The following is a 17844-nucleotide window of genomic DNA, read 5'->3' as shown; positions in this document are numbered from 1 at the left end:
TCCTCGAAATGTGCGTCGGCCTTGACATGTTACCGATCGGTAACTAAGCTCGCAACTCTGATGTGACAGAGCGGTCACGAATCTCCACGAAACATAACGAAACCGGAGCGGCGATGAATTGGGTTGCGAGACGGCTGAATGGCCGGATGCATTACGGGTGGATCGCGGTAGGCGTCGTATTTCTGGTTCTGCTCGCGGCGGCCGGCACGCGCGCGACGCCGAGCGTGATGATGCTTCCGCTCGAAAAGCAATTCGGCTGGTCGCGCGGCACGATCTCGCTCGCGATTTCGATCAATCTCGCGCTGTATGGCCTTACCGGCCCGTTCGCCGCCGCCGCGATGCAGCGTTTCGGGGTGCGGCCGACACTGCTTGCCGCGCTCGCGACGCTGGCTGCGGGCGTCGGCATTTCGTCGATGATGACCGCGCCGTGGCAGATGGTGATCGTGTGGGGCGTGATGGTCGGCGGTGCGACGGGCGTCGCGGCGCTGACGCTCTCGGCGACGGTGGTGAATCGCTGGTTCACGACGCATCGCGGTCTCGCGATGGGCATCCTCACCGCCAGTTCGGCGACCGGCCAGCTCGTGTTCCTGCCGTTCCTCGCGTCGCTTTCCGAGCATCACGGCTGGCGGCCGGTGGTGTTCGTCGTCGCGGCCGCAACGGCGCTTGTGTTGCCGCTCGTCGCGTGGCTCCTTCCGGAGCGTCCCGCGGATCTCGCGTTGCGTCCCGTCGGCGAAACGGCCGAAGCGCCGCCCGGCGCCGCGCCTACACAAAAAAATCCGATCAAGGTGGCGTTCGGCGCGCTCGGATCGGCGAGCAAGACGCGCGATTTCTGGCTGCTCTTCTTCAGCTTCTTCGTCTGCGGAGCGAGCACGAACGGCTACGTCGGCACGCACCTGATCGCGATGTGCTCGGATTACGGCATGACGCAAGTGCAGGGCGCGACGCTTCTCGCCGCAATGGGCATCTTCGATCTCTTCGGCACGACGCTCTCCGGCTGGCTCTCCGACCGCTTCAACGCGCGGGTGCTGCTGTTCTGGTACTACGGCTTGCGCGGCTTGTCGCTGATTTACTTGCCGTATGCGTTCGGCATCGATTTCTTCGGCCTGCCGCTCTTCGCGGTGTTCTACGGCCTCGACTGGATCGCCACCGTCCCGCCGACGGTGCGCCTCGCCACCGATGTCTACGGCAAGGAATCCGCGCCCATCGTATTCGGCTGGATCGTCGCGGGGCATCAGCTCGGCGCGGCGTTCGCGGCGCTCGGCGGCGGCATGTTGCGATCGAGCCTCGGGAGCTACACCGTCGCGACGATGATCTCGGGCGGCCTGTGCCTCGTCGCAGCCGTAGCGGTGCTGCGCATCAACCGGGCAGGACGGGCTGTCGGCGTGGCGGCCACCTGATGCCCACAGCCTTGTTCTATGCTTGTCGTCGGAGCGGCGCGCCGTTTGCCGAAGCGCGCCGCACGTCTTTCAACGAACGAGGACTGACGCCATGAGTGCGAAACCCGCTCCGACCGATGTTGACATCCACGAACTGATCGCCGGCCGATGGAGCCCGCGCGCGTATGCCGGGGAGCCCGTCGACCGTGCGCAGTTGCATCGGCTGCTGGAGGCGGCGCGCTGGGCGCCGTCTTCCAACAATCTGCAGCCGTGGCGGTTCATCGTTTTCGACCGTCATCGCGATGACGCCGCGTTCCAGCGCGCGTTCGCCACGCTCGCACCGTCCAACCAGACATGGAATGCAAACGTGCCGGTGCTGATCTGCGTCGCGGCGTTAACGCTCACGCCCAGAGGCGAGCCGAACCGCACGGCGGCTTATGACACCGGCGCCGCGGCGATGGCGCTCGTGCTTCAGGCACACGCGATGGGCCTCGCGACGCATCAGATGGGCGGCTTCGACCGCGACGCTTTCCGTGCCGCCTTCTCGATTCCCGAAGACGCGCAACTTGTCGCGATGATCGCAATCGGCCATCACGGCGACGCAAGCCAGCTCGACGACGCGTTGCGCGAGCGCGAAGCCGCGCCGCGAGCGCGTCGCGCCATCGGCGAGACGGCATTCGACGGCGCGTGGGGCAAGGCGTTCGACTGAGTGAGCGCCGGTCAGTGTTCGTCGGCGGCGGAAAGCGGACGCGCCACGTCTTCGAGCGATTTGCGCTCCGCCGCGACGCCCCAGATGCCGGCCACGACCGCCGCTGCCAGCATCAGCGCCGAGCCGATCAGATAGCCGGCGAAGACCGCGCTTCGCTCGTGCGTGTCGATCAGCCGCCCGAAGAGCGTCGGCCCGATGATCCCGCCGAGCGCGGTGCCAAATGCGTAGAAGACCGCGATCGCGAGTGCGCGGATCTCCAGCGGAAAGGTTTCGCTCACGGTCAGATACGCCGAACTCGCCGCCGCGGAGGCAAAGAAGAAAATCACCATCCACGCGATCGTCTGCGTCGTGACCGTGAGCAGGCCCTGCGTGAACATCCAGCCGCTCAGCGTCAGCAGCACGCCCGAGATGGCATACGTGAAAGCGATCATGCGACGCCGGCCCAGCACGTCGAACAAGCGGCCGAGCAGCAGCGGGCCGAGAAAGTTGCCGGCGGCGAACGGCAGCACGTACCAGCCGATGTGATCGCCCGGCACGTGGTAGAAGTCCGTCAGCACGAGCGCGTACGTGAAGAAGATCGCGTTGTAGAAGAACGCCTGCGCGGTCATCAACGTCAGCCCGACGAGCGAACGCCGCCGGTGCGCGTGGAAAAGCGTATGGGCGACTTCCGCGAGCGGCGTGTGGTCGCGCGCGCGCAGCCGTAGCGGCTTGACGGGCGCACGGGCAATTTCCACGCCTCGCTCCTGAAACTCCGCTTCGATTCCTTCGACGATCCTCCGTGCCTCGTCGGCCCGGTTATGCGTGATGAGCCAGCGCGGACTTTCGGGCACCCACATCCGCATGAAAAGCACCGTGAGCCCGAGCAGCGCGCCGATCAGGAAGCAGGCGCGCCAGCCCCAGTCGGACGGGAGCATCGCAGGATCGAGCAGCACGATCGACCCGGCAGCGCCGATGCCCGCGCCGACCCAGAACGTCCCGTTGATGGCAAGATCGGTCCAGCCGCGCAGCCGGGCGGGCGTGAACTCCTGGATCGTCGAGTTGATGGCCGTGTATTCGCCGCCGATGCCCGCGCCGGTCAGAAAACGAAACAGCACGAACGACGCGAGGTTCCAGGAGAACGCGGTTGCAGCGGTGGCGGCGACATAGAGGAAAAGGGTGATAAAAAATAGCTTGCGGCGGCCGAGCCGGTCCGTGAGCCAGCCGAAGCCGAGCGCGCCCAGCACCGCGCCCGCGATATACGCGCTCCCGGCAATGCCGACATCCGCGTTGGAGAACTGGAGCGCCGGACTCGTCTTCAGCGCGCTCGCGACCGCGCCTGCCAACGTCACTTCCAGGCCATCGAGCAACCAGGTGACGCCGAGCGCCATGACGATCAGCGTGTGGAAGCGTCCCCACGGCAGGCGGTCGAGCCGGCCGGGCAAATCGGTTTCGATGATGCCGGCCCGATCGCTCGATGCGGCTGCCGGCCGGTTGTCTTGCGGTGTGGTTGTCTCGTTCATGAAGTCGGGGCGTCCCCTTGTGAACTGCATGGCGGCGAGCAAGGTGCATTCCGCTCTGGTGAGAGGAATGCGGTCAGTTTATATTTATCTTGGCTGCGATTGATGCGTCTCTCCGAACGTGTTAAAAACGCCGTCCACGTTTTTGATATGCGGTGTCGCAGGCTGACGCCGCCGCGACTTCCATGACCTACTGCGCGATCGATTTCGGCACGTCGAATTCCGCCGTTGCCTTGCCCGACGGCCTGCGGATGCGGCTCGCGCCCGTCGAGGGCGACGCGACGACCCTGCCGACCGCCGTGTTCTTCAACACCGACGAGGACAACCAGTCGTATGGCCGCGCGGCGCTCGAGGCGTACATCGACGGCTTCGACGGCCGTCTGATGCGCTCGATGAAGAGCATTCTCGGCTCGCCCCTCGCGGAAAACGTCACCGATCTCGGCGACGGCTCCGCGATCAAGTACACCGATGTGATCACGCTGTTTTTGCAGCATCTGAAGCAAAAGGCGCAGGCGGTCGCCGCCGAACCGCTGACGCGCGCGGTGCTCGGCCGCCCTGTGTTTTTCGTCAACGACGATCCGCGCGCCGACCGCATGGCGCAGAACCAGCTCGAAGCGTGCGCGCACGCCGTCGGGTTCCGCGAGATCGAGTTCCAGTACGAACCGATCGCCGCCGCGTTCGACTACGAGGCGCGTCTCACGCAGGAAGGGCTGGTTCTCGTTGCCGACATCGGCGGGGGCACGTCGGACTTCTCGCTCGTGCGCGTCGGGCCTGAACGTGCGCGTCGTCTGGATCGGAAAAGCGATGTGCTCGCGCATCACGGCGTCCACGTGGCCGGAACCGATTTCGACCGGCGCGTCGAACTGGCGACCATTCTTCGCCAGCTCGGTTATCAGGCGCTCGATCCGCAGGGCCGCGAAGTGCCGAACCGCGTGTACTTCGACCTCGCGACCTGGCACTTGATCAACACGGTCTACGCGCCGAAGCGCGTCGGCGAATTACGGCTGATGCGCCATCTCTACGTCGAGCCGCGTCACCACGACCGGCTGATGCGCGTCGTCGATCGACGGCTCGGCCATGCGCTCACCGCGCACGCGGAGGAGGCGAAAATCGACGTATCGGCGGGCGGTGCGACCGAGATCGACATGGAGGAAATCGAGGAGGCGCTGCGCGTGCCGTTCGACGAGCAGCAATTGATCGATGCGGGCCAGGACGAAACGCGGCGCATCGTCGAGACCGCGCTCGAAACGGTGAAACGCGCGGGCGTCGGCCCGGCGGACGTGGGAGCGGTCTACTTCACCGGCGGCACGACCGGTCTGCGTTTTCTGTCGGATGCGCTGGCGGCGGCGTTTCCGGGCGCGCAGGCCGTGTTCGGCGACCGGCTGGCCAGCGTGGCGACGGGCCTCGGCATCTACGCGCAACGCGTATTCGCCTGAAGAAGGAAAGCGGCGGAAAACGGCGCTCCAATGCAAAAACCCCGCATACGCGGGGTTTTCTCTGAACTCAGCGGGCTTAGGCCGGCTTGATGTTCGCAGCTTGCTTGCCCTTCGGGCCAGTCTTCACTTCATAGGTAACCTTCTGGTTTTCCTGAAGCGTCTTGAAGCCTTCGATGCGGATTTCCGAGAAGTGCGCGAACAGGTCTTCGCCGCCGCCATCCGGGGTGATGAAGCCAAAGCCCTTTGCGTCATTGAACCACTTGACGGTACCGGTTTCCATATTACTTATTCCAAAAAATTTGATGATTAAGGCCGAAGCCAGGGGTGCATGAAAATCAAGGAAGGGGCAATGGGACCAACCGGAGTACCGTAATGGCGAACTACGAAAGAACCACTTCACTCGCCACTTGAAATCCTGCAAGAAGGTTTATACGGCGAAACCATTTCGCGGTCAAATAATATCCGACAACGCTGAGGGGGTTTTTGAGACAGTCCCCGAGCGCTCGCCCATATCCCGGTTCGTCGCTGGACTTTCGTCAGATGGTCTCCGAAAAAAGGTGTTTCCTGACAGCCTTGCACTGCATTAGAAAGGTGCAACCGTTAAACTACGCGCCTTCGTTAAGAAGAGTTGCACCAGCGTCGCTGGATCGCCGGATCGGTTGCCGGCATCCCGGCGGATGCGGCCGCTTAGCCGTGTTCGACTCGCGTGCGACGCGAGACATTGGAGAAGGATAGTGAAGAGTTCGATTCAAAGAAATATCGGGCCGTGGGCGCTGATGCTGACCGGTCTTGGGTCCATCATCGGTTCCGGGTGGCTGTTCGGAGCGTGGAAAGCATCGCAGATCGCCGGGCCCGCCGCGATTTGCGCCTGGGTGATCGGCGCGGTCGTCATCCTGGCTATCGCGCTGACCTACGCGGAACTGGGCGCCATGTTCCCGGAGTCCGGTGGCATGGTGCGCTACGCGCGCTACTCGCACGGCGCACTCGTCGGCTTTATCGCGGCGTGGGCCAACTGGATCGCGATCGTTTCCGTCATTCCGATCGAAGCGGAGGCGTCGATCCAGTACATGAGCACGTGGCCCTACGAATGGGCGCACGAGCTGTTCGTCAACGACACGCTGACGACGAGCGGCCTCGCGCTGTCCGCGTTGCTCGTCATCATTTACTTCATGCTGAACTACTGGGGCGTGAAGGTCTTCGCGCGCGCGAACACCGCCATCACGATCTTCAAGTTCCTGATTCCGGGCGCGACCATCGCCGGCCTCGTCTTCTCCGGCTTCCATGCCGAGAACTTCGGCACCGTGTCGAACTTCGCGCCGTACGGCTGGCCCGCAGTGCTGACAGCCGTCGCGACGAGCGGCATCGTGTTCAGCTTCAACGGCTTCCAGAGCCCGGTGAACCTGGCCGGTGAAGCGCGTCATCCGGCGCGCAGCGTGCCGTTCGCGGTCGTCGGATCGATTCTGATCGCGCTCGTGATCTACGTGCTGCTGCAAGTCGCGTACATCGGCGCGGTGAACCCGAACGACGTGGCGCTCGGCTGGAAGCACTTCCACTTCGCGTCGCCGTTCGCGGAACTGGCCATCGCGCTGAACCTGAACTGGCTGGCCGTCCTGCTTTACATCGACGCCTTTGTCAGCCCGAGCGGCACCGGCACGACTTATATGGCGACGACCACCCGCATGATCTACGCGATGGAGCGCAACAACACGATGCCGAAGATGTTCGGCAACGTGCATCCGTTCTACGGCGTGCCGCGTCAGGCGATGTGGTTCAACCTGATCGTCTCGTTCATCTTCATGTTCTTCTTCCGTGGCTGGGGCACGCTCGCCGCGGTCATCTCGGTGGCGACGGTCATTTCCTACCTGACCGGCCCGATCAGCCTGATGGCGCTGCGCCGCTCGGCGCCCGACCTGGATCGTCCGCTGACGCTGCCGCTGATGGGCGTGATCGCGCCGTTCGCGTTCGTGTGCGCGTCGCTCGTGCTGTACTGGGCGAAGTGGCCGCTGACGGGCGAGATCATTCTGCTGATGGTCGTCGCGCTGCCCGTGTACTTCTACTATCAGGGCAAGACGGGCTTTGCCGGCTGGAGCCGCGATCTCAAGGCGGCATGGTGGCTGATCGGCTATCTCCCGTCGATGGCGGTGATGTCGCTCGTCGGCAGCAAGGAATTCGGCGGAAGCGGGCTTCTTCCGTACGGCTGGGACATGGCCTGCGTGGCCGTGCTTTCGCTGATCTTCTATTACTGGGGCGTGCACACCGGGTATCGCACCGATTACCTCGATGAACGCGAGAGCCGCGACGACATTCTTCACGAAGTCGGCGCGTAAATCTCCGCTGCAATAGAACGAAGCCCGCCCGAGCGATCCGGCGGGCTTCTTCGTTTTGCGGCCCGAATCAGGCGTCCGCGAACACGTAGTTGGTCATCGCGAGGGCGCGCTGGAAAGTCCCGAGCGACTGAATCCCGAGCCGATAATCGTCCGACGCCGCACCGAGCGCGCCGAAGACCGGCAACAGATGCTCGTCCGTGGGATGCATCAGTGCCGCGTGCGGCGCGCGGGCGCGATAGTCGAGGAGGGCGTCGATATCGCGGGCGGCGAGCCGGGATTCGAACCAGTCGGTGAATTCGACGACGCGCGGATCGGCATCTTCGGGGCGCGCGCTGAAATCGGCCATGCGCAGGTTGTGCGTGATCTGCCCCGAACCGACGATCATCACGCCGTCGTCACGCAATTCGCGCAGCGCACGGCCGACGCGAAAGTGATGCGCGGCGTCCAGACGCGGTTGAATCGACAGTTGCGCGACGGGAACGTCCGCGTCGGGGAACATGAGCAGCAGCGGCACCCACGCGCCATGATCGAGCCCGTGAACCGTGGTCGCGCTCGCGATGCCGTGCTCGCAGAGCATCGCGGCGGCGCGTTTGGCGACATCCGGCGCGCCCGGCGCGGGATAGCGCAGTTCGTATAGCGCACGCGGAAATCCGTAGAAGTCGTGGATGGTGTCCGGGCGCTCCGCGATGCTCGCAGCCGGCTCCGCCGTGTTCCAGTGCGCGGACAACGTCAGAATCGCCCGTGGACGCGGCAGCGTCGCGGCGAGCGAGGCGAAACCGGCGGACGGCATCGATGGATCGATCGGCAGCGTCGGCGCGCCGTGCGAAATGAAGACAGTGGGCAGTCGGCTCATGGCGTCAATCCGAAAGTGATGCCATGCAATGTACGTCTTGCCACGGCGGTGATAAAGCGCACCGCTGGTAACGGATTATGTCCCGCCAGTTCGCAATCAGTCCACTTCGCCGCGCAGCCCTTGCCACGCAGCGGCGACCGATTGCGAAACGCCGAACAGGTCGATGACGCGCGCCACCGTGTGATCGACCATTTCGTCGATGCTCGCGGGCTTGTGATAGAACGCCGGCAGCGGCGGAAAGATCACGCCGCCCATTTCCGTCACGGCCGTCATGTTGCGCAGGTGCGCGAGGTTGAACGGCGTTTCGCGCACGAGCAGCACGAGCCGGCGACGCTCCTTGAGCACGACATCGGCGGCGCGGGTGATGAGGTTATCGGAGAGGCCGTGCGCAATGCTGGCGAGCGTGCGCATCGAGCAGGGCGCGACGATCATCCCGTCCGTCGCGAACGACCCGGACGCGATGCTCGCGCCGACATCGCGCACGTTGTGGACGACATCGGCGAGGGCGTGGACAGCGGATTTATCGAGTTCGAGTTCGTGCTGAATGTTCAGCCAGCCCGAGGCGGAGACGAGCAGATGCGTCTCGACGTTCGGCAATCGGCGCAGCGTCTCGAGCAGACGCACGCCGTAGATGGCGCCCGTTGCGCCGGTGATCGCGACGATGAGCCGTCGCTTCACGGCAGCGGGCGCATTCACTTCCAGCGGCTTCTGATGCGGCTCACGCAGCGGCGAACAGCTGCTGCAGTTCGCCTGACTGGTACATCTCCATCATGATGTCCGATCCGCCGATGAACTCGCCCTTTACATAGAGCTGCGGAATGGTCGGCCAGTTGGAGAATTCCTTGATGCCCTGGCGGATGCCTTCGTCTTCGAGGACGTTGACCGTCATGATCTGATCGACGCCGCACGCCTTCAGCACTTGAATGGCGCGGCCGGAGAAGCCGCACATCGGGAATTGCGCCGTGCCTTTCATGAAAAGGACGACCGGGTTTTGATCGACGATCTGCTTGATGCGTTCTTGCGTATCCATGGCGTTCCTGCGCTGTAATGTCGGTTGGACTCAGGTCTCGAAATGATAGCGGATTTCGCCCGCGCGGTTCGGTGCCCGCCTTCAGACGATGAACGTTCCGCCGCTCGTGCGTTCGATGCCCGCGAGGTCGCGCAGCGAACGAACATCGGTGAAGCCGCGTGCTGCGAGCAAATGGCGCACGGCGTCGGCCTGATCGTAGCCGTGCTCGATCCACAGCACGCCGTTGGGCGCGAGCAGCAACGGCGCTGTCTCGACGATGACGCGTATCGCAGAAAGGCCGTCGGCGTCGTCGGTGAGCGCGCCGCGCGGCTCGAACCGCAAGTCGCCTTGCGTCAGATGCGGATCGTCGCTGGCGATGTAGGGCGGGTTGCTCACGATGGCTTCGAAGCGCAGCGACCGGTCGATTTGCGCGGTCCAGTCGCTCTCGATGAACGTCACCGTGCGCGCCGGATCGAGCAGATTCCGCGCATTGCGCCGGGCGACGTCCAGCGCGGCGGGCGAGCGGTCGACGGCCCAGACGCGCGCATCGGGCCGGGCGTGAGCGATTGAAATTGCGATGGCCCCGGTGCCGGTGCCGAGGTCGAGCACGCGCGCGTTCGGCGTCCCGGCGATGGCGTCGAGCGCCGTTTCCACGAGGAGTTCGGTTTCCGGGCGAGGAATCAGCACGTCCGGCGAGACTTCGAATTCCAGACCGAAGAACTCGCGCTTGCCGGTCAGTTGCGCAATCGGCTCGCCGTTCAGGCGCCGCTGCGCCAGCGCCTCGAAGCGTTGCACGGCTTGCGGATCGAGCGGTTCGTCGTCGCGCGTGATGAGTTCCGTGCGCCGCCAGCCGAGCACATGTGTCAGCAGCACGCGTGTTTCCAGCGCGGGCAGCGACGAAGCGCGCTCCAATTGCGCGACCGTCGTCACTCGGCGTCCCCGAGCGCCGCGAGCTGCTCCGCCTGATGCTCGGAAACGAGCGCGCTGATCAGTTCGTCGAGATCGCCGTCCATGATGTATTCGAGCTTGTAGAGCGTGAGATTGATACGGTGATCCGTCATGCGCCCTTGCGGGAAGTTATAGGTGCGGATGCGTTCGGACCGGTCGCCCGAACCGATCAGGCTCTTGCGCGTTGCGGCTTCCTTCGCGTGCTGCTCGTGATACTGCTTGTCCTTGATGCGCGCGGCGAGCACTTTGAGCGCGCGATCCTTGTTCTTGTGCTGCGAGCGGTCGTCCTGACATTCGACGACGATGCCCGTCGGCAAGTGCGTCACGCGCACGGCCGAGTCCGTCTTGTTGATGTGCTGCCCGCCCGCGCCCGATGCACGGAACGTGTCGATGCGCAAATCCGCCGGATTGATCACGACTTCGCTGATTTCATCGGCTTCCGGCATCACGGCGACGGTACACGCCGACGTATGGATGCGTCCCTGCGTTTCGGTCGCCGGCACGCGCTGCACGCGGTGGCCGCCCGATTCGAACTTGAGCCGCGAATACGCGCCCTGACCCGCAAGCCGCACGATTACTTCCTTGTAGCCGCCGAGGTCGGACACGCTTTCGGACATCGTTTCGGCGGTCCAGCGGTTGCGTTCCGCGTAACGCAGATACATGCGCAGCAGATCGCCCGCGAACAACGCGGATTCGTCGCCGCCGGTGCCCGCGCGAATTTCGATGAAGATGTTGCGGTCGTCGTTCGGATCTTTCGGCAGCAGCATCGTCTGCAAGTCGCCTTCGATCTTCGCCATGCGCTCGCGCGCCTCGCCGATTTCCTCTTCGGCGAAATCGCGCATCGACGGATCGGAGAGCAGCTCTTGCGCGGTGGCTTCGTCGTTGAGCGCCTGACGCCAGAGCGCGTACTGATCGACGATCGGGCTGATTTCCGCGTGTTCGCGCGTGAGCTTGCGATACTGGTCCATATCGGACGTCACGTCTTCGCGGCTCAGCAGTTCATTGAGATCGACCTGCCGTTTTGCAAGCTGGTCGAGCTTGCTTTGCATGCTCGTTTTCATCGGGCGGGGATGGAGCGCTCGCTCCAGGAAAGACTGCAATCGGGCGCTGCCGCGCGCTTCGCGCGGAGCATTCGGGAATAGCAAACGGGACGCCGCTAACGGTCCGACGATTCGGACGACGATCCGTGGCGGTAGAAGCCGCTCATCAGGTCGATGAGCTGGTCGCGCTCCTCACGGCTCGCGCGGTTAAGCGCATGCGTGGGGCCGTGAATGAGCTTGTTCGTGAGCGATTGCGACAGCGCTTCGAGCACGGCGGCGGGGTCGTCGCCGCGCGCGAGCAGCTTGCGCGCGCGTTCGACTTCGGCGCGACGCAACGCATCCGCTTGCGTGTGCATGTGACGGATGACCGGCACGATGCTGCGCGCATCGAGCCACTGCATGAAATTCGCGACGCGCGTCTCGATGATGGCCTCGGCCTGCGCGACGGCAGCCTGCCGCGACGCATTGCCTTCGCGAACGATCGCGCCGAGGTCATCGACGGTATAGAGGAAGACGTCTTGCAGATTGCCGACTTCCGGCTCGATGTCGCGCGGCACGGCGAGATCGACCATGAAGATGGGCCGATGCCGGCGCGCCTTCACCGCGCGCTCGACCGCGCCGAGGCCGATGATCGGCAGCGTCGACGCCGTGCACGACACGATGATGTCGAACTCGTGCATGCGCGCGGGTAAGTCGGACAGCGGAATGGCCCGCCCATTGAAGCGTTCGGCGAGCTTCTCGCCGCGCTCGGCGGTGCGATTCGCGACGACGAGTTCACGCGGGCTCTGCGCGGCGAAGTGCGTCGCGCAGAGTTCGATCATTTCCCCCGCGCCGATGAAGAGCACGCGCTGGCTCGACACGTTCTCGAAGATGCGCTGCGCAAGCCTGACGGCGGCGGCGGCCATCGATACCGACTGCGCGCCGATTTCGGTGGTGGAGCGCACTTCCTTCGCGACCGCGAACGTGCGCTGGAACAACTGGTTCAGGTAGGTGCCGAGCGCGCCGGCTTCCGACGCCGTCCGCACGGCGTCCTTCATCTGGCCGACGATCTGCGTTTCGCCGAGGACCATGGAATCCAGTCCCGACGCGACGCGGAACGCGTGGCGTACCGCCTCCGATTGCGGCAGCGCATAGACGTGCGGCGCGAGCTCGGAAACGGGCAGATTGTGGTACTGCGACAGCCAGTGGACGGCGGCTTCGCGCGCGGCGGTGTCGTCGGTGGCGCAGTAGAGTTCGGTGCGGTTGCAGGTCAACAGGATGGCCGCTTCCGGCGATGCCTTGACCTTCGGGCCGAGCCAGACATCCTTCAATGCGGACAAAGCCGGCTTGATCTGTTCGAGCGGAAACGCCACGCGTTCGCGCAGAGCGACAGGCGCAGTGTGGTGGTTGATCCCGATCGTGAGGAGCTGCATGTAATTATGCGTGTGGCCTAAGCCGTTGGCCTTTCAGATAGCCCAATATTATAGCGTTTTACGAATCCCTTCATTCATACGCGGCATTCGGGGAGCGATCCGGCACCGCCGCGCGGCGTATGCGGCCAAAGCTGCTTTCGCCCGGCGCGGCAATCGACCGCACCGTGCGGTCAGGCGAAATACTTCGCAAGCTCCGCTGCTCGCGCTTCGAGTTTCGGCAGCGGCATATCGCGCGTTTCGGCTGCGGCTTGCCGGTTGCGTTCGGCGGCAATCAGCGCGTCGCGCCGGGAGGTGGAGTCGTGGTGAAGGTGGAAGAGCGCGGCGCGCGGTTCCTGAATGGAATGCCAGCGCACCCCGAGCCGGATGGCGCGGCTGAGAAAATCGTCGTCCTCGCCGCCCCAACCGGTGTATCGCGGATCGTATCCCCCAACGCGTACATAATCCGCGCGCTTGATGAGTACGATTGCGCCCGGCGTATTCTCGTACAGCATTTCCATTGCTTCCGGTAACGCTGTTTCCAGATACGGTTCGAATAACGCGTAATTGCCGGCGTCGATGAAATCTTTTCGAAGCGCGTTCGTGACGTTAAACACGCGCAGGAACGGGCACAATGCATCGCTGGATACGCCATTTTTAATTGCGTGAATGCAAAGCGGCAGATATTCGGGATTCGCAATCTTATCCGCATCGTGGAAACAGATCACCTCTCCCGTGCATAAGCGTGCGCCAAGGTTGCACAGTTTCGCTTTGGGAAAAGGGCCGTCGTCGTGAACGAAGACATGGCGGATTTTTTCATCGCCGAGGCCGGACCAGTGGAACGTCGGCGTGGCGTCGGCTTCCATCAGGTAGAGCGTGTAATCTGAATACGTCAGGTTCAAATGGCGGAGCACGCCGCGAAGATTTTCGCGCCGTTCCTGCGTCGAGCCGCGATAGGTCATGATCATCTCAAGACCGTGAAGGGAAATCAGCTTTTTTTCGCTCATGCGTCGCATCCGGGTAAAGCGAAGTCGAAAGAGTATGCCGCCAGACATATGATTGCCGGGCATATTTGCTCGGTGCACTTTATTAGACGCTAATCATTGACTGGCGATAGTGAAATCGAGTGTAACACTTGGGCATTGCGCCGATCTTAAGGATATTCTCAGTAGTCTTTGAGACAGTACAGCGTCTTATTCGCTTTTCGGGCCGCTTGCCATCGCTAACCTGGCCCCCTAAACTCATTCGTTTCGCCCCGGCGCCCTGCGCCGTTTCTGAATCGAAGCCAAATGGAGCGGCCGCCCGATGAGTTGGATCGGCATGGTTTTTCTAGGCGCGGTTATCGGCGCGGCGGGTTGGTGGCTCCATCCGCTGCGGCGCGCCGGACGTGTCGGGCAGGGCGCGGCAGGCCGCATATGGACCGCTGTCATTGCAGGCGTGCTGGCGGCCGTCATCGCGCGCATGTTCGGCAACGTCGTCGGTGTCTATCACGATGGCGATACCCTCGAGTGGTTCGCCTGCACGCTGTTCGCGCTGGTCGTCGTCACCGCGACCGTCGCACTGGCGGCGCGCCGCTGAAATCTCCCCCAACATCGCATCCATCCGGCATTCAAGGCAGGTCACTCATGAACGATCGCGTTGCACATTCCGCCACCCCCGACGCAGCCACATTCGCGCACCGCGTCGAGACCTTGCGCCGCCGCCTGGCCGCGGACCGGTTCGACGCGGTGCTCGTCCCGTCCGCCGATCCGCACCTGTCCGAGTATTTGCCGGAACGCTGGCAGGCGCGTCAGTGGCTGTCGGGTTTCACCGGCTCGGTCGGCACGCTCGTCGTGACGCAGGATTTCGCGGGCGTCTGGGTCGATAGCCGCTATTGGACGCAGGCGGAGACGCAACTCGCCGGGACCGGCATCGTCTTGATGAAGATGATGGGCGGGCAGCAGACCGCGCCGCACGTCGAATGGCTCGCGGAAAACGTGCCGTCGGGCGGCGTCGTCGTGGTCGATGGCGCGGTGCTCGGCGTCGCGGCGGCGCGCGCACTCGGCGATGCGCTCACCGCGCGAGGCATCGCGCTGCGCACGGATGTTAACGTGCTCGACGCAGTCTGGCCCGATCGCCCAGGCCTGCCGGACGCACCCGTGTACGAGCACGCCGCGCCGCACGCGAGCGTCGCCCGCGCCGACAAGCTCGCGAAGATCCGCGAGGCGATGCGTGCGAAAGACGCGCAGTGGCACTTCATCTCGACGCTCGACGACCTCGCGTGGCTCTTTAACCTGCGCGGCGGCGACGTGAGCTACAACCCGGTGTTCGTCGCGCATGCGCTCGTCGGTCTCGACGACGCCACGATTTTCGTCGCCGAGGGCAAGGTGCCGGACTCGCTGAAAGAGACGCTTTCGCGCGATGGCGTGCGCGTCGCGCCGTACGCGAGCGCGCCCGATGCGCTCGCCGCGTTGCCTGCCGGCGCGACGCTGCTGATCGATCCGCGCCGCATCACACATGGCCTGCTGGAGAAGGCGCCGTCCGGCGTGAAGATCGTCGAGACGGTGAATCCGTCGACGTTCGAGAAGTCGCGCAAGACGCCCGCCGAAGCCGAACACATTCGCTCGACGATGGAGCAGGACGGCGCCGCGCTCGCCGAATTTTTCGCGTGGTTCGAAGAAGCGCTGGGCCGTGAGCGCATCACGGAACTGACCATCGACGAAAAACTCACGGCGGCGCGCGCGCGTCGGCCGGGCTTCGTCAGCCTGAGCTTCGCGACGATCGCGGGCTTCAACGCGAACGGCGCGATGCCTCACTACCGCGCGACCGACGCGTCGCATTCGGTGATCGAAGGCAACGGGCTGCTTCTGATCGATTCCGGCGGGCAATATGTCAGCGGCACGACGGACATCACCCGCGTGGTGCCCATCGGCGAAATCACGGCGGAGCACAAGCGCGATTTCACGATCGTGCTGAAGGGCACCATGGCGCTGTCTCGCGCTCGTTTCCCGCGCGGCATCCGCTCGCCCATGCTCGATTCGATCGCGCGCGCGCCGATCTGGGAAGCGGGCGCGGACTACGGACACGGCACGGGCCACGGCGTCGGCTACTTTCTGAACGTGCACGAAGGACCACAAGTCATTTCCCACTACGCGCCCGCCGAGGCGTGGACGGCGATGGAAGAGGGCATGATCACGTCGATCGAGCCGGGGATTTATCGGCCGGGCAAGTGGGGCATTCGGATCGAAAATCTGGTGATGAACGAGAGCGCCGGCAAGACCGAGTTCGGCGATTTCCTGTCGTTCGAAACGCTGACGCTTTGCCCGATCGATACGCGCTGCATCGACCTTTCGCTGTTGCGCGACGACGAGCGCGCGTGGCTCAACGCGTATCACGAGACGGTGCGGCGGCGCGTGTCGCCGCATGTCGAGGGGGCGGCGAAGGCGTGGCTCGAGAAGCGGACGCAGGCGATCTGACACAGACAGGGAGCGACCAACGATGACCATCAAAGCAGTCGTATTCGATTTCGGCGGCGTGCTGATCGACTGGGACCGGGAGTATCTCTACCGGCAACTGATTCCGAACGAGACCGAGCGCCGCTGGTTTCTCGATAACGTCTGCAAGATGGATTGGGTCGTCCAGCAAGACGGCGGACAGAGCACCGAGGAAGGCACCGCCGAGCTCGTCGCGCTGTACCCGGAGCACGAAGCGCTGATTCGCGCGTTCTATGCGCGCTGGCATGAGATGGTGGCCGGCGTGCTGCAGGAGGGCGTGGCGCTGGTCGACCGTCTGGATGCGGCAGGCGTGCCGCTGTTCGGGCTGACGAACTGGTCAGCCGAGACGTTCCCCTACGCGTGGGAGCGCTTTGATGTGCTGCGCCGCTTCCGGGAAATCGTCGTGTCGGGACGCGTCGGCCTCGTCAAGCCGGATCCGCAAATCTTCGCGTTGATGCGCGCGGAAATCGAGAAGCATCTGCCGGGCGTCGAACCGCAAGAACTCGTGTTCATCGACGATAACCTGAAGAACGCGGAAGCCGCGACCGCGCTCGGCTGGCACGGCGTTCATTACACCGGCGCGCTCCATACGGAATCGAAGCTGCGCGCGCTGAACCTGCCCATCTGACAGCACGCGAACGGCACGCGCTACTGCGAGAGCAGATTCTTCAGCGCGTTGCCGATGCCCCGCACCGTATCGCCTGCGCCTTTCGCGACGCCTTCGGCGCTCACGCCCAGCGCCTTCGCGAACCCGGCCGCGAGCTTCCTGGACAGGCTCTCCGAGAGCGAGAATGTCGGATCGCGCAGATCCCCCTCGAGCACGAAATCGAGCTTGATCTCGTCCTTGCGATCTTTCAGCGCGGCGATGGCGGCTTTCGTCGGTATCGAGAGAAAGGTGTCGAGCGGACCGGCGCCGTCGCTGATCTGCAGGTGATTCAGCGTCAGGGAGCCGGGCGCGTGAATGCGGTAGTCGCGCACGCTGGCGTCGATCGTCATGTCGATGGTGCCGCCCGTCACTGCCGCCTTCGCGCCGGCTTTCTTCAGCAGGTAAGGATCGAGCGTCGAAATGTCGACGCTGCGCAGCGTCGCGCGCGTCTGCGAATCCTTGCTGGCGATCACCATCCAGCCGCCCCACGATACCGTGCCCGTGTGCGACGGACCTTTGATGGAGCCGGTCATCGAAAGGGACGTGCGTTCGGCGAGCGCCGGCAGATGCAGATGATCGATGGTCGCGCGTGCGTCGCTGATGAGCACCCGATACGGCGGCTGCTGAACCGATGCATCGAAGAATTCCATCGCGCCGCGTTCGAACGACACGCGGTCGATCAGCTTTTCTTCCTGCGCGGGGCGGGCGGTTTTGTCGGCGGGGCTGGCGTCGGCGGTGCGCGCGGTTTCCTTGAGACCGGGGAGGATGAGCACGCGGCCATCGGCGGCGCGCACGATCGACAGATAGTAGTTGTCGACGCTGACATTGCGCAGATGCACGCGATTCGACAGCGCCGCGCGCATATCGACATCGAGGACGATGCGCTCGGCGCGCATCGCGTCGGACGCCGGCCAGTCGTTCGGGCCGCGCAGCCGCACCCGCGTGAGCGTCACCTGGCCGAAGCCGACATCGATCTCGTCGACGGAACCGTTCGGCCCGAGCGTCTCGCGGATGCGCTCTTTCATCTGATGGGCGATGAAGAACCATCCGCCGATCGCCACGACGACGATCGCAATGACGATCCCCACTGCCCATCGCGCTCCCCGCCGCGCGCCCGATGCCGCCATGTGTTGCGTCTCCCCG

17 protein-coding genes are annotated in these 17844 nt (G+C 64.3%); 7 read left to right on the top strand and 10 right to left on the bottom strand.

Features of this window, described 5'->3' with window-relative positions; translation table 11 throughout:
* Positions 1–113: 113 nt before the first annotated feature.
* A complete protein-coding gene (locus tag P9255_RS17350) occupies positions 114–1397 on the top strand; it encodes an MFS transporter (RefSeq protein WP_309763960.1) in 1284 nt (427 codons plus the stop codon).
* A 91-nt stretch (positions 1398–1488) separates the two neighbouring features.
* Positions 1489–2085 carry a nitroreductase family protein gene (locus P9255_RS17345; protein ID WP_309790171.1) on the top strand — a complete coding sequence of 199 codons (597 nt, stop codon included), beginning with the start codon at positions 1489–1491 and terminating at the stop codon, positions 2083–2085.
* Between the two features lie 11 nt (positions 2086–2096).
* Here the strand turns inward: P9255_RS17345 and P9255_RS17340 are convergent, their stop codons facing one another.
* A complete protein-coding gene (locus P9255_RS17340; RefSeq protein ID WP_309763962.1) occupies positions 2097–3584 on the bottom strand; it encodes an MFS transporter in 1488 nt (495 codons plus the stop codon).
* A gap of 182 nt (positions 3585–3766) precedes the next feature.
* Here P9255_RS17340 and P9255_RS17335 point away from each other — a divergent pair, with 182 nt between their 5' ends.
* Positions 3767–5017: an Hsp70 family protein gene (locus P9255_RS17335; RefSeq protein WP_309790170.1), complete on the top strand. Its 1251-nt coding sequence runs from the start codon at positions 3767–3769 to the stop codon at positions 5015–5017.
* A gap of 76 nt (positions 5018–5093) precedes the next feature.
* Here the strand turns inward: P9255_RS17335 and P9255_RS17330 are convergent, their stop codons facing one another.
* Positions 5094–5297 (bottom strand): cold-shock protein, encoded by a 204-nt coding sequence (locus tag P9255_RS17330; RefSeq protein WP_016346375.1) that lies wholly within the window; start codon positions 5295–5297, stop codon positions 5094–5096.
* A 454-nt stretch (positions 5298–5751) separates the two neighbouring features.
* On the opposite strand from P9255_RS17330, the gene P9255_RS17325 reads away from it, so the two are divergent.
* Positions 5752–7344 carry an APC family permease gene (locus P9255_RS17325; protein WP_309763964.1) on the top strand — a complete coding sequence of 531 codons (1593 nt, stop codon included), beginning with the start codon at positions 5752–5754 and terminating at the stop codon, positions 7342–7344.
* Positions 7345–7411: 67 nt separating this feature from the next.
* Here P9255_RS17325 and P9255_RS17320 read toward each other — a convergent pair whose 3' ends face one another.
* From P9255_RS17320 to P9255_RS17290, 7 genes are all read right to left on the bottom strand, one after another.
* Positions 7412–8197, bottom strand: a complete 786-nt coding sequence (locus tag P9255_RS17320; RefSeq protein WP_309790169.1) for a class III extradiol ring-cleavage dioxygenase — start codon at positions 8195–8197, stop codon at positions 7412–7414.
* Between the two features lie 96 nt (positions 8198–8293).
* Complete coding sequence (locus P9255_RS17315) at positions 8294–8893, bottom strand: UbiX family flavin prenyltransferase (protein WP_309763966.1); 600 nt, start codon at positions 8891–8893, stop codon at positions 8294–8296.
* Positions 8894–8915: 22 nt separating this feature from the next.
* Complete coding sequence (gene grxD, locus P9255_RS17310) at positions 8916–9227, bottom strand: Grx4 family monothiol glutaredoxin (RefSeq protein WP_035970186.1); 312 nt, start codon at positions 9225–9227, stop codon at positions 8916–8918.
* 81 nt (positions 9228–9308) lie between these two features.
* The gene (gene prmC, locus P9255_RS17305) at positions 9309–10136 is read right to left on the bottom strand and encodes a peptide chain release factor N(5)-glutamine methyltransferase (protein WP_309763967.1); all 828 of its coding nucleotides are present in this window, start codon (positions 10134–10136) and stop codon (positions 9309–9311) included.
* A complete protein-coding gene (gene prfA / locus P9255_RS17300; RefSeq protein WP_309763968.1) occupies positions 10133–11215 on the bottom strand; it encodes a peptide chain release factor 1 in 1083 nt (360 codons plus the stop codon). The genes prmC and prfA overlap by 4 nt, the downstream gene beginning before the upstream one ends.
* Positions 11216–11310: 95 nt before the next feature.
* The gene (hemA, locus tag P9255_RS17295) at positions 11311–12606 is read right to left on the bottom strand and encodes a glutamyl-tRNA reductase (RefSeq protein WP_309790168.1); all 1296 of its coding nucleotides are present in this window, start codon (positions 12604–12606) and stop codon (positions 11311–11313) included.
* 170 nt (positions 12607–12776) lie between these two features.
* Entirely contained in the window at positions 12777–13589 is an 813-nt protein-coding gene (locus P9255_RS17290) for a galactosyltransferase-related protein (RefSeq protein WP_309763970.1), read from the bottom strand.
* 298 nt (positions 13590–13887) lie between these two features.
* Here P9255_RS17290 and P9255_RS17285 point away from each other — a divergent pair, with 298 nt between their 5' ends.
* The 3 genes from P9255_RS17285 to P9255_RS17275 are packed head-to-tail and all read left to right on the top strand — an operon-like array spanning position 13888 to position 16683.
* Complete coding sequence (locus P9255_RS17285) at positions 13888–14160, top strand: hypothetical protein (protein WP_309790167.1); 273 nt, start codon at positions 13888–13890, stop codon at positions 14158–14160.
* A 47-nt stretch (positions 14161–14207) separates the two neighbouring features.
* Positions 14208–16037, top strand: a complete 1830-nt coding sequence (locus P9255_RS17280) for an aminopeptidase P family protein (protein WP_309790166.1) — start codon at positions 14208–14210, stop codon at positions 16035–16037.
* Between the two features lie 22 nt (positions 16038–16059).
* Complete coding sequence (locus P9255_RS17275) at positions 16060–16683, top strand: HAD family phosphatase (protein WP_309763973.1); 624 nt, start codon at positions 16060–16062, stop codon at positions 16681–16683.
* 20 nt (positions 16684–16703) lie between these two features.
* Here the strand turns inward: P9255_RS17275 and P9255_RS17270 are convergent, their stop codons facing one another.
* Positions 16704–17828, bottom strand: a complete 1125-nt coding sequence (locus P9255_RS17270) for a DUF748 domain-containing protein (protein WP_309763974.1) — start codon at positions 17826–17828, stop codon at positions 16704–16706.
* Positions 17829–17844: the final 16 nt, after the last annotated feature.

This window comes from Caballeronia sp. LZ019 (assembly GCF_031450825.1).
GTDB lineage: Bacteria > Pseudomonadota > Gammaproteobacteria > Burkholderiales > Burkholderiaceae > Caballeronia.
Note: the sequence above shows the minus strand (reverse complement) of the source record. Positions and strands in the feature narration are given on the sequence as shown.

Excerpts from the sequence above, each read along its gene's own strand:
- P9255_RS17350 (WP_309763960.1), top strand. The coding sequence starts at position 114 with ATGAATTGGGTTGCGAGACGGCTGAATGGCCGGATGCATTACGGGTGG.
- prfA (WP_309763968.1), bottom strand. The coding sequence starts at position 11,215 with ATGAAAACGAGCATGCAAAGCAAGCTCGACCAGCTTGCAAAACGGCAG.
- P9255_RS17340 (WP_309763962.1), bottom strand. The coding sequence starts at position 3,584 with ATGAACGAGACAACCACACCGCAAGACAACCGGCCGGCAGCCGCATCG.
- P9255_RS17285 (WP_309790167.1), top strand. The coding sequence starts at position 13,888 with ATGAGTTGGATCGGCATGGTTTTTCTAGGCGCGGTTATCGGCGCGGCG.
- P9255_RS17335 (WP_309790170.1), top strand. The coding sequence starts at position 3,767 with ATGACCTACTGCGCGATCGATTTCGGCACGTCGAATTCCGCCGTTGCC.
- P9255_RS17270 (WP_309763974.1), bottom strand. The coding sequence starts at position 17,828 with ATGGCGGCATCGGGCGCGCGGCGGGGAGCGCGATGGGCAGTGGGGATC.
- P9255_RS17280 (WP_309790166.1), top strand. The coding sequence starts at position 14,208 with ATGAACGATCGCGTTGCACATTCCGCCACCCCCGACGCAGCCACATTC.
- P9255_RS17290 (WP_309763970.1), bottom strand. The coding sequence starts at position 13,589 with ATGAGCGAAAAAAAGCTGATTTCCCTTCACGGTCTTGAGATGATCATG.
- P9255_RS17345 (WP_309790171.1), top strand. The coding sequence starts at position 1,489 with ATGAGTGCGAAACCCGCTCCGACCGATGTTGACATCCACGAACTGATC.
- P9255_RS17320 (WP_309790169.1), bottom strand. The coding sequence starts at position 8,197 with ATGAGCCGACTGCCCACTGTCTTCATTTCGCACGGCGCGCCGACGCTG.
- P9255_RS17275 (WP_309763973.1), top strand. The coding sequence starts at position 16,060 with ATGACCATCAAAGCAGTCGTATTCGATTTCGGCGGCGTGCTGATCGAC.
- hemA (WP_309790168.1), bottom strand. The coding sequence starts at position 12,606 with ATGCAGCTCCTCACGATCGGGATCAACCACCACACTGCGCCTGTCGCT.
- grxD (WP_035970186.1), bottom strand. The coding sequence starts at position 9,227 with ATGGATACGCAAGAACGCATCAAGCAGATCGTCGATCAAAACCCGGTC.
- P9255_RS17330 (WP_016346375.1), bottom strand. The coding sequence starts at position 5,297 with ATGGAAACCGGTACCGTCAAGTGGTTCAATGACGCAAAGGGCTTTGGC.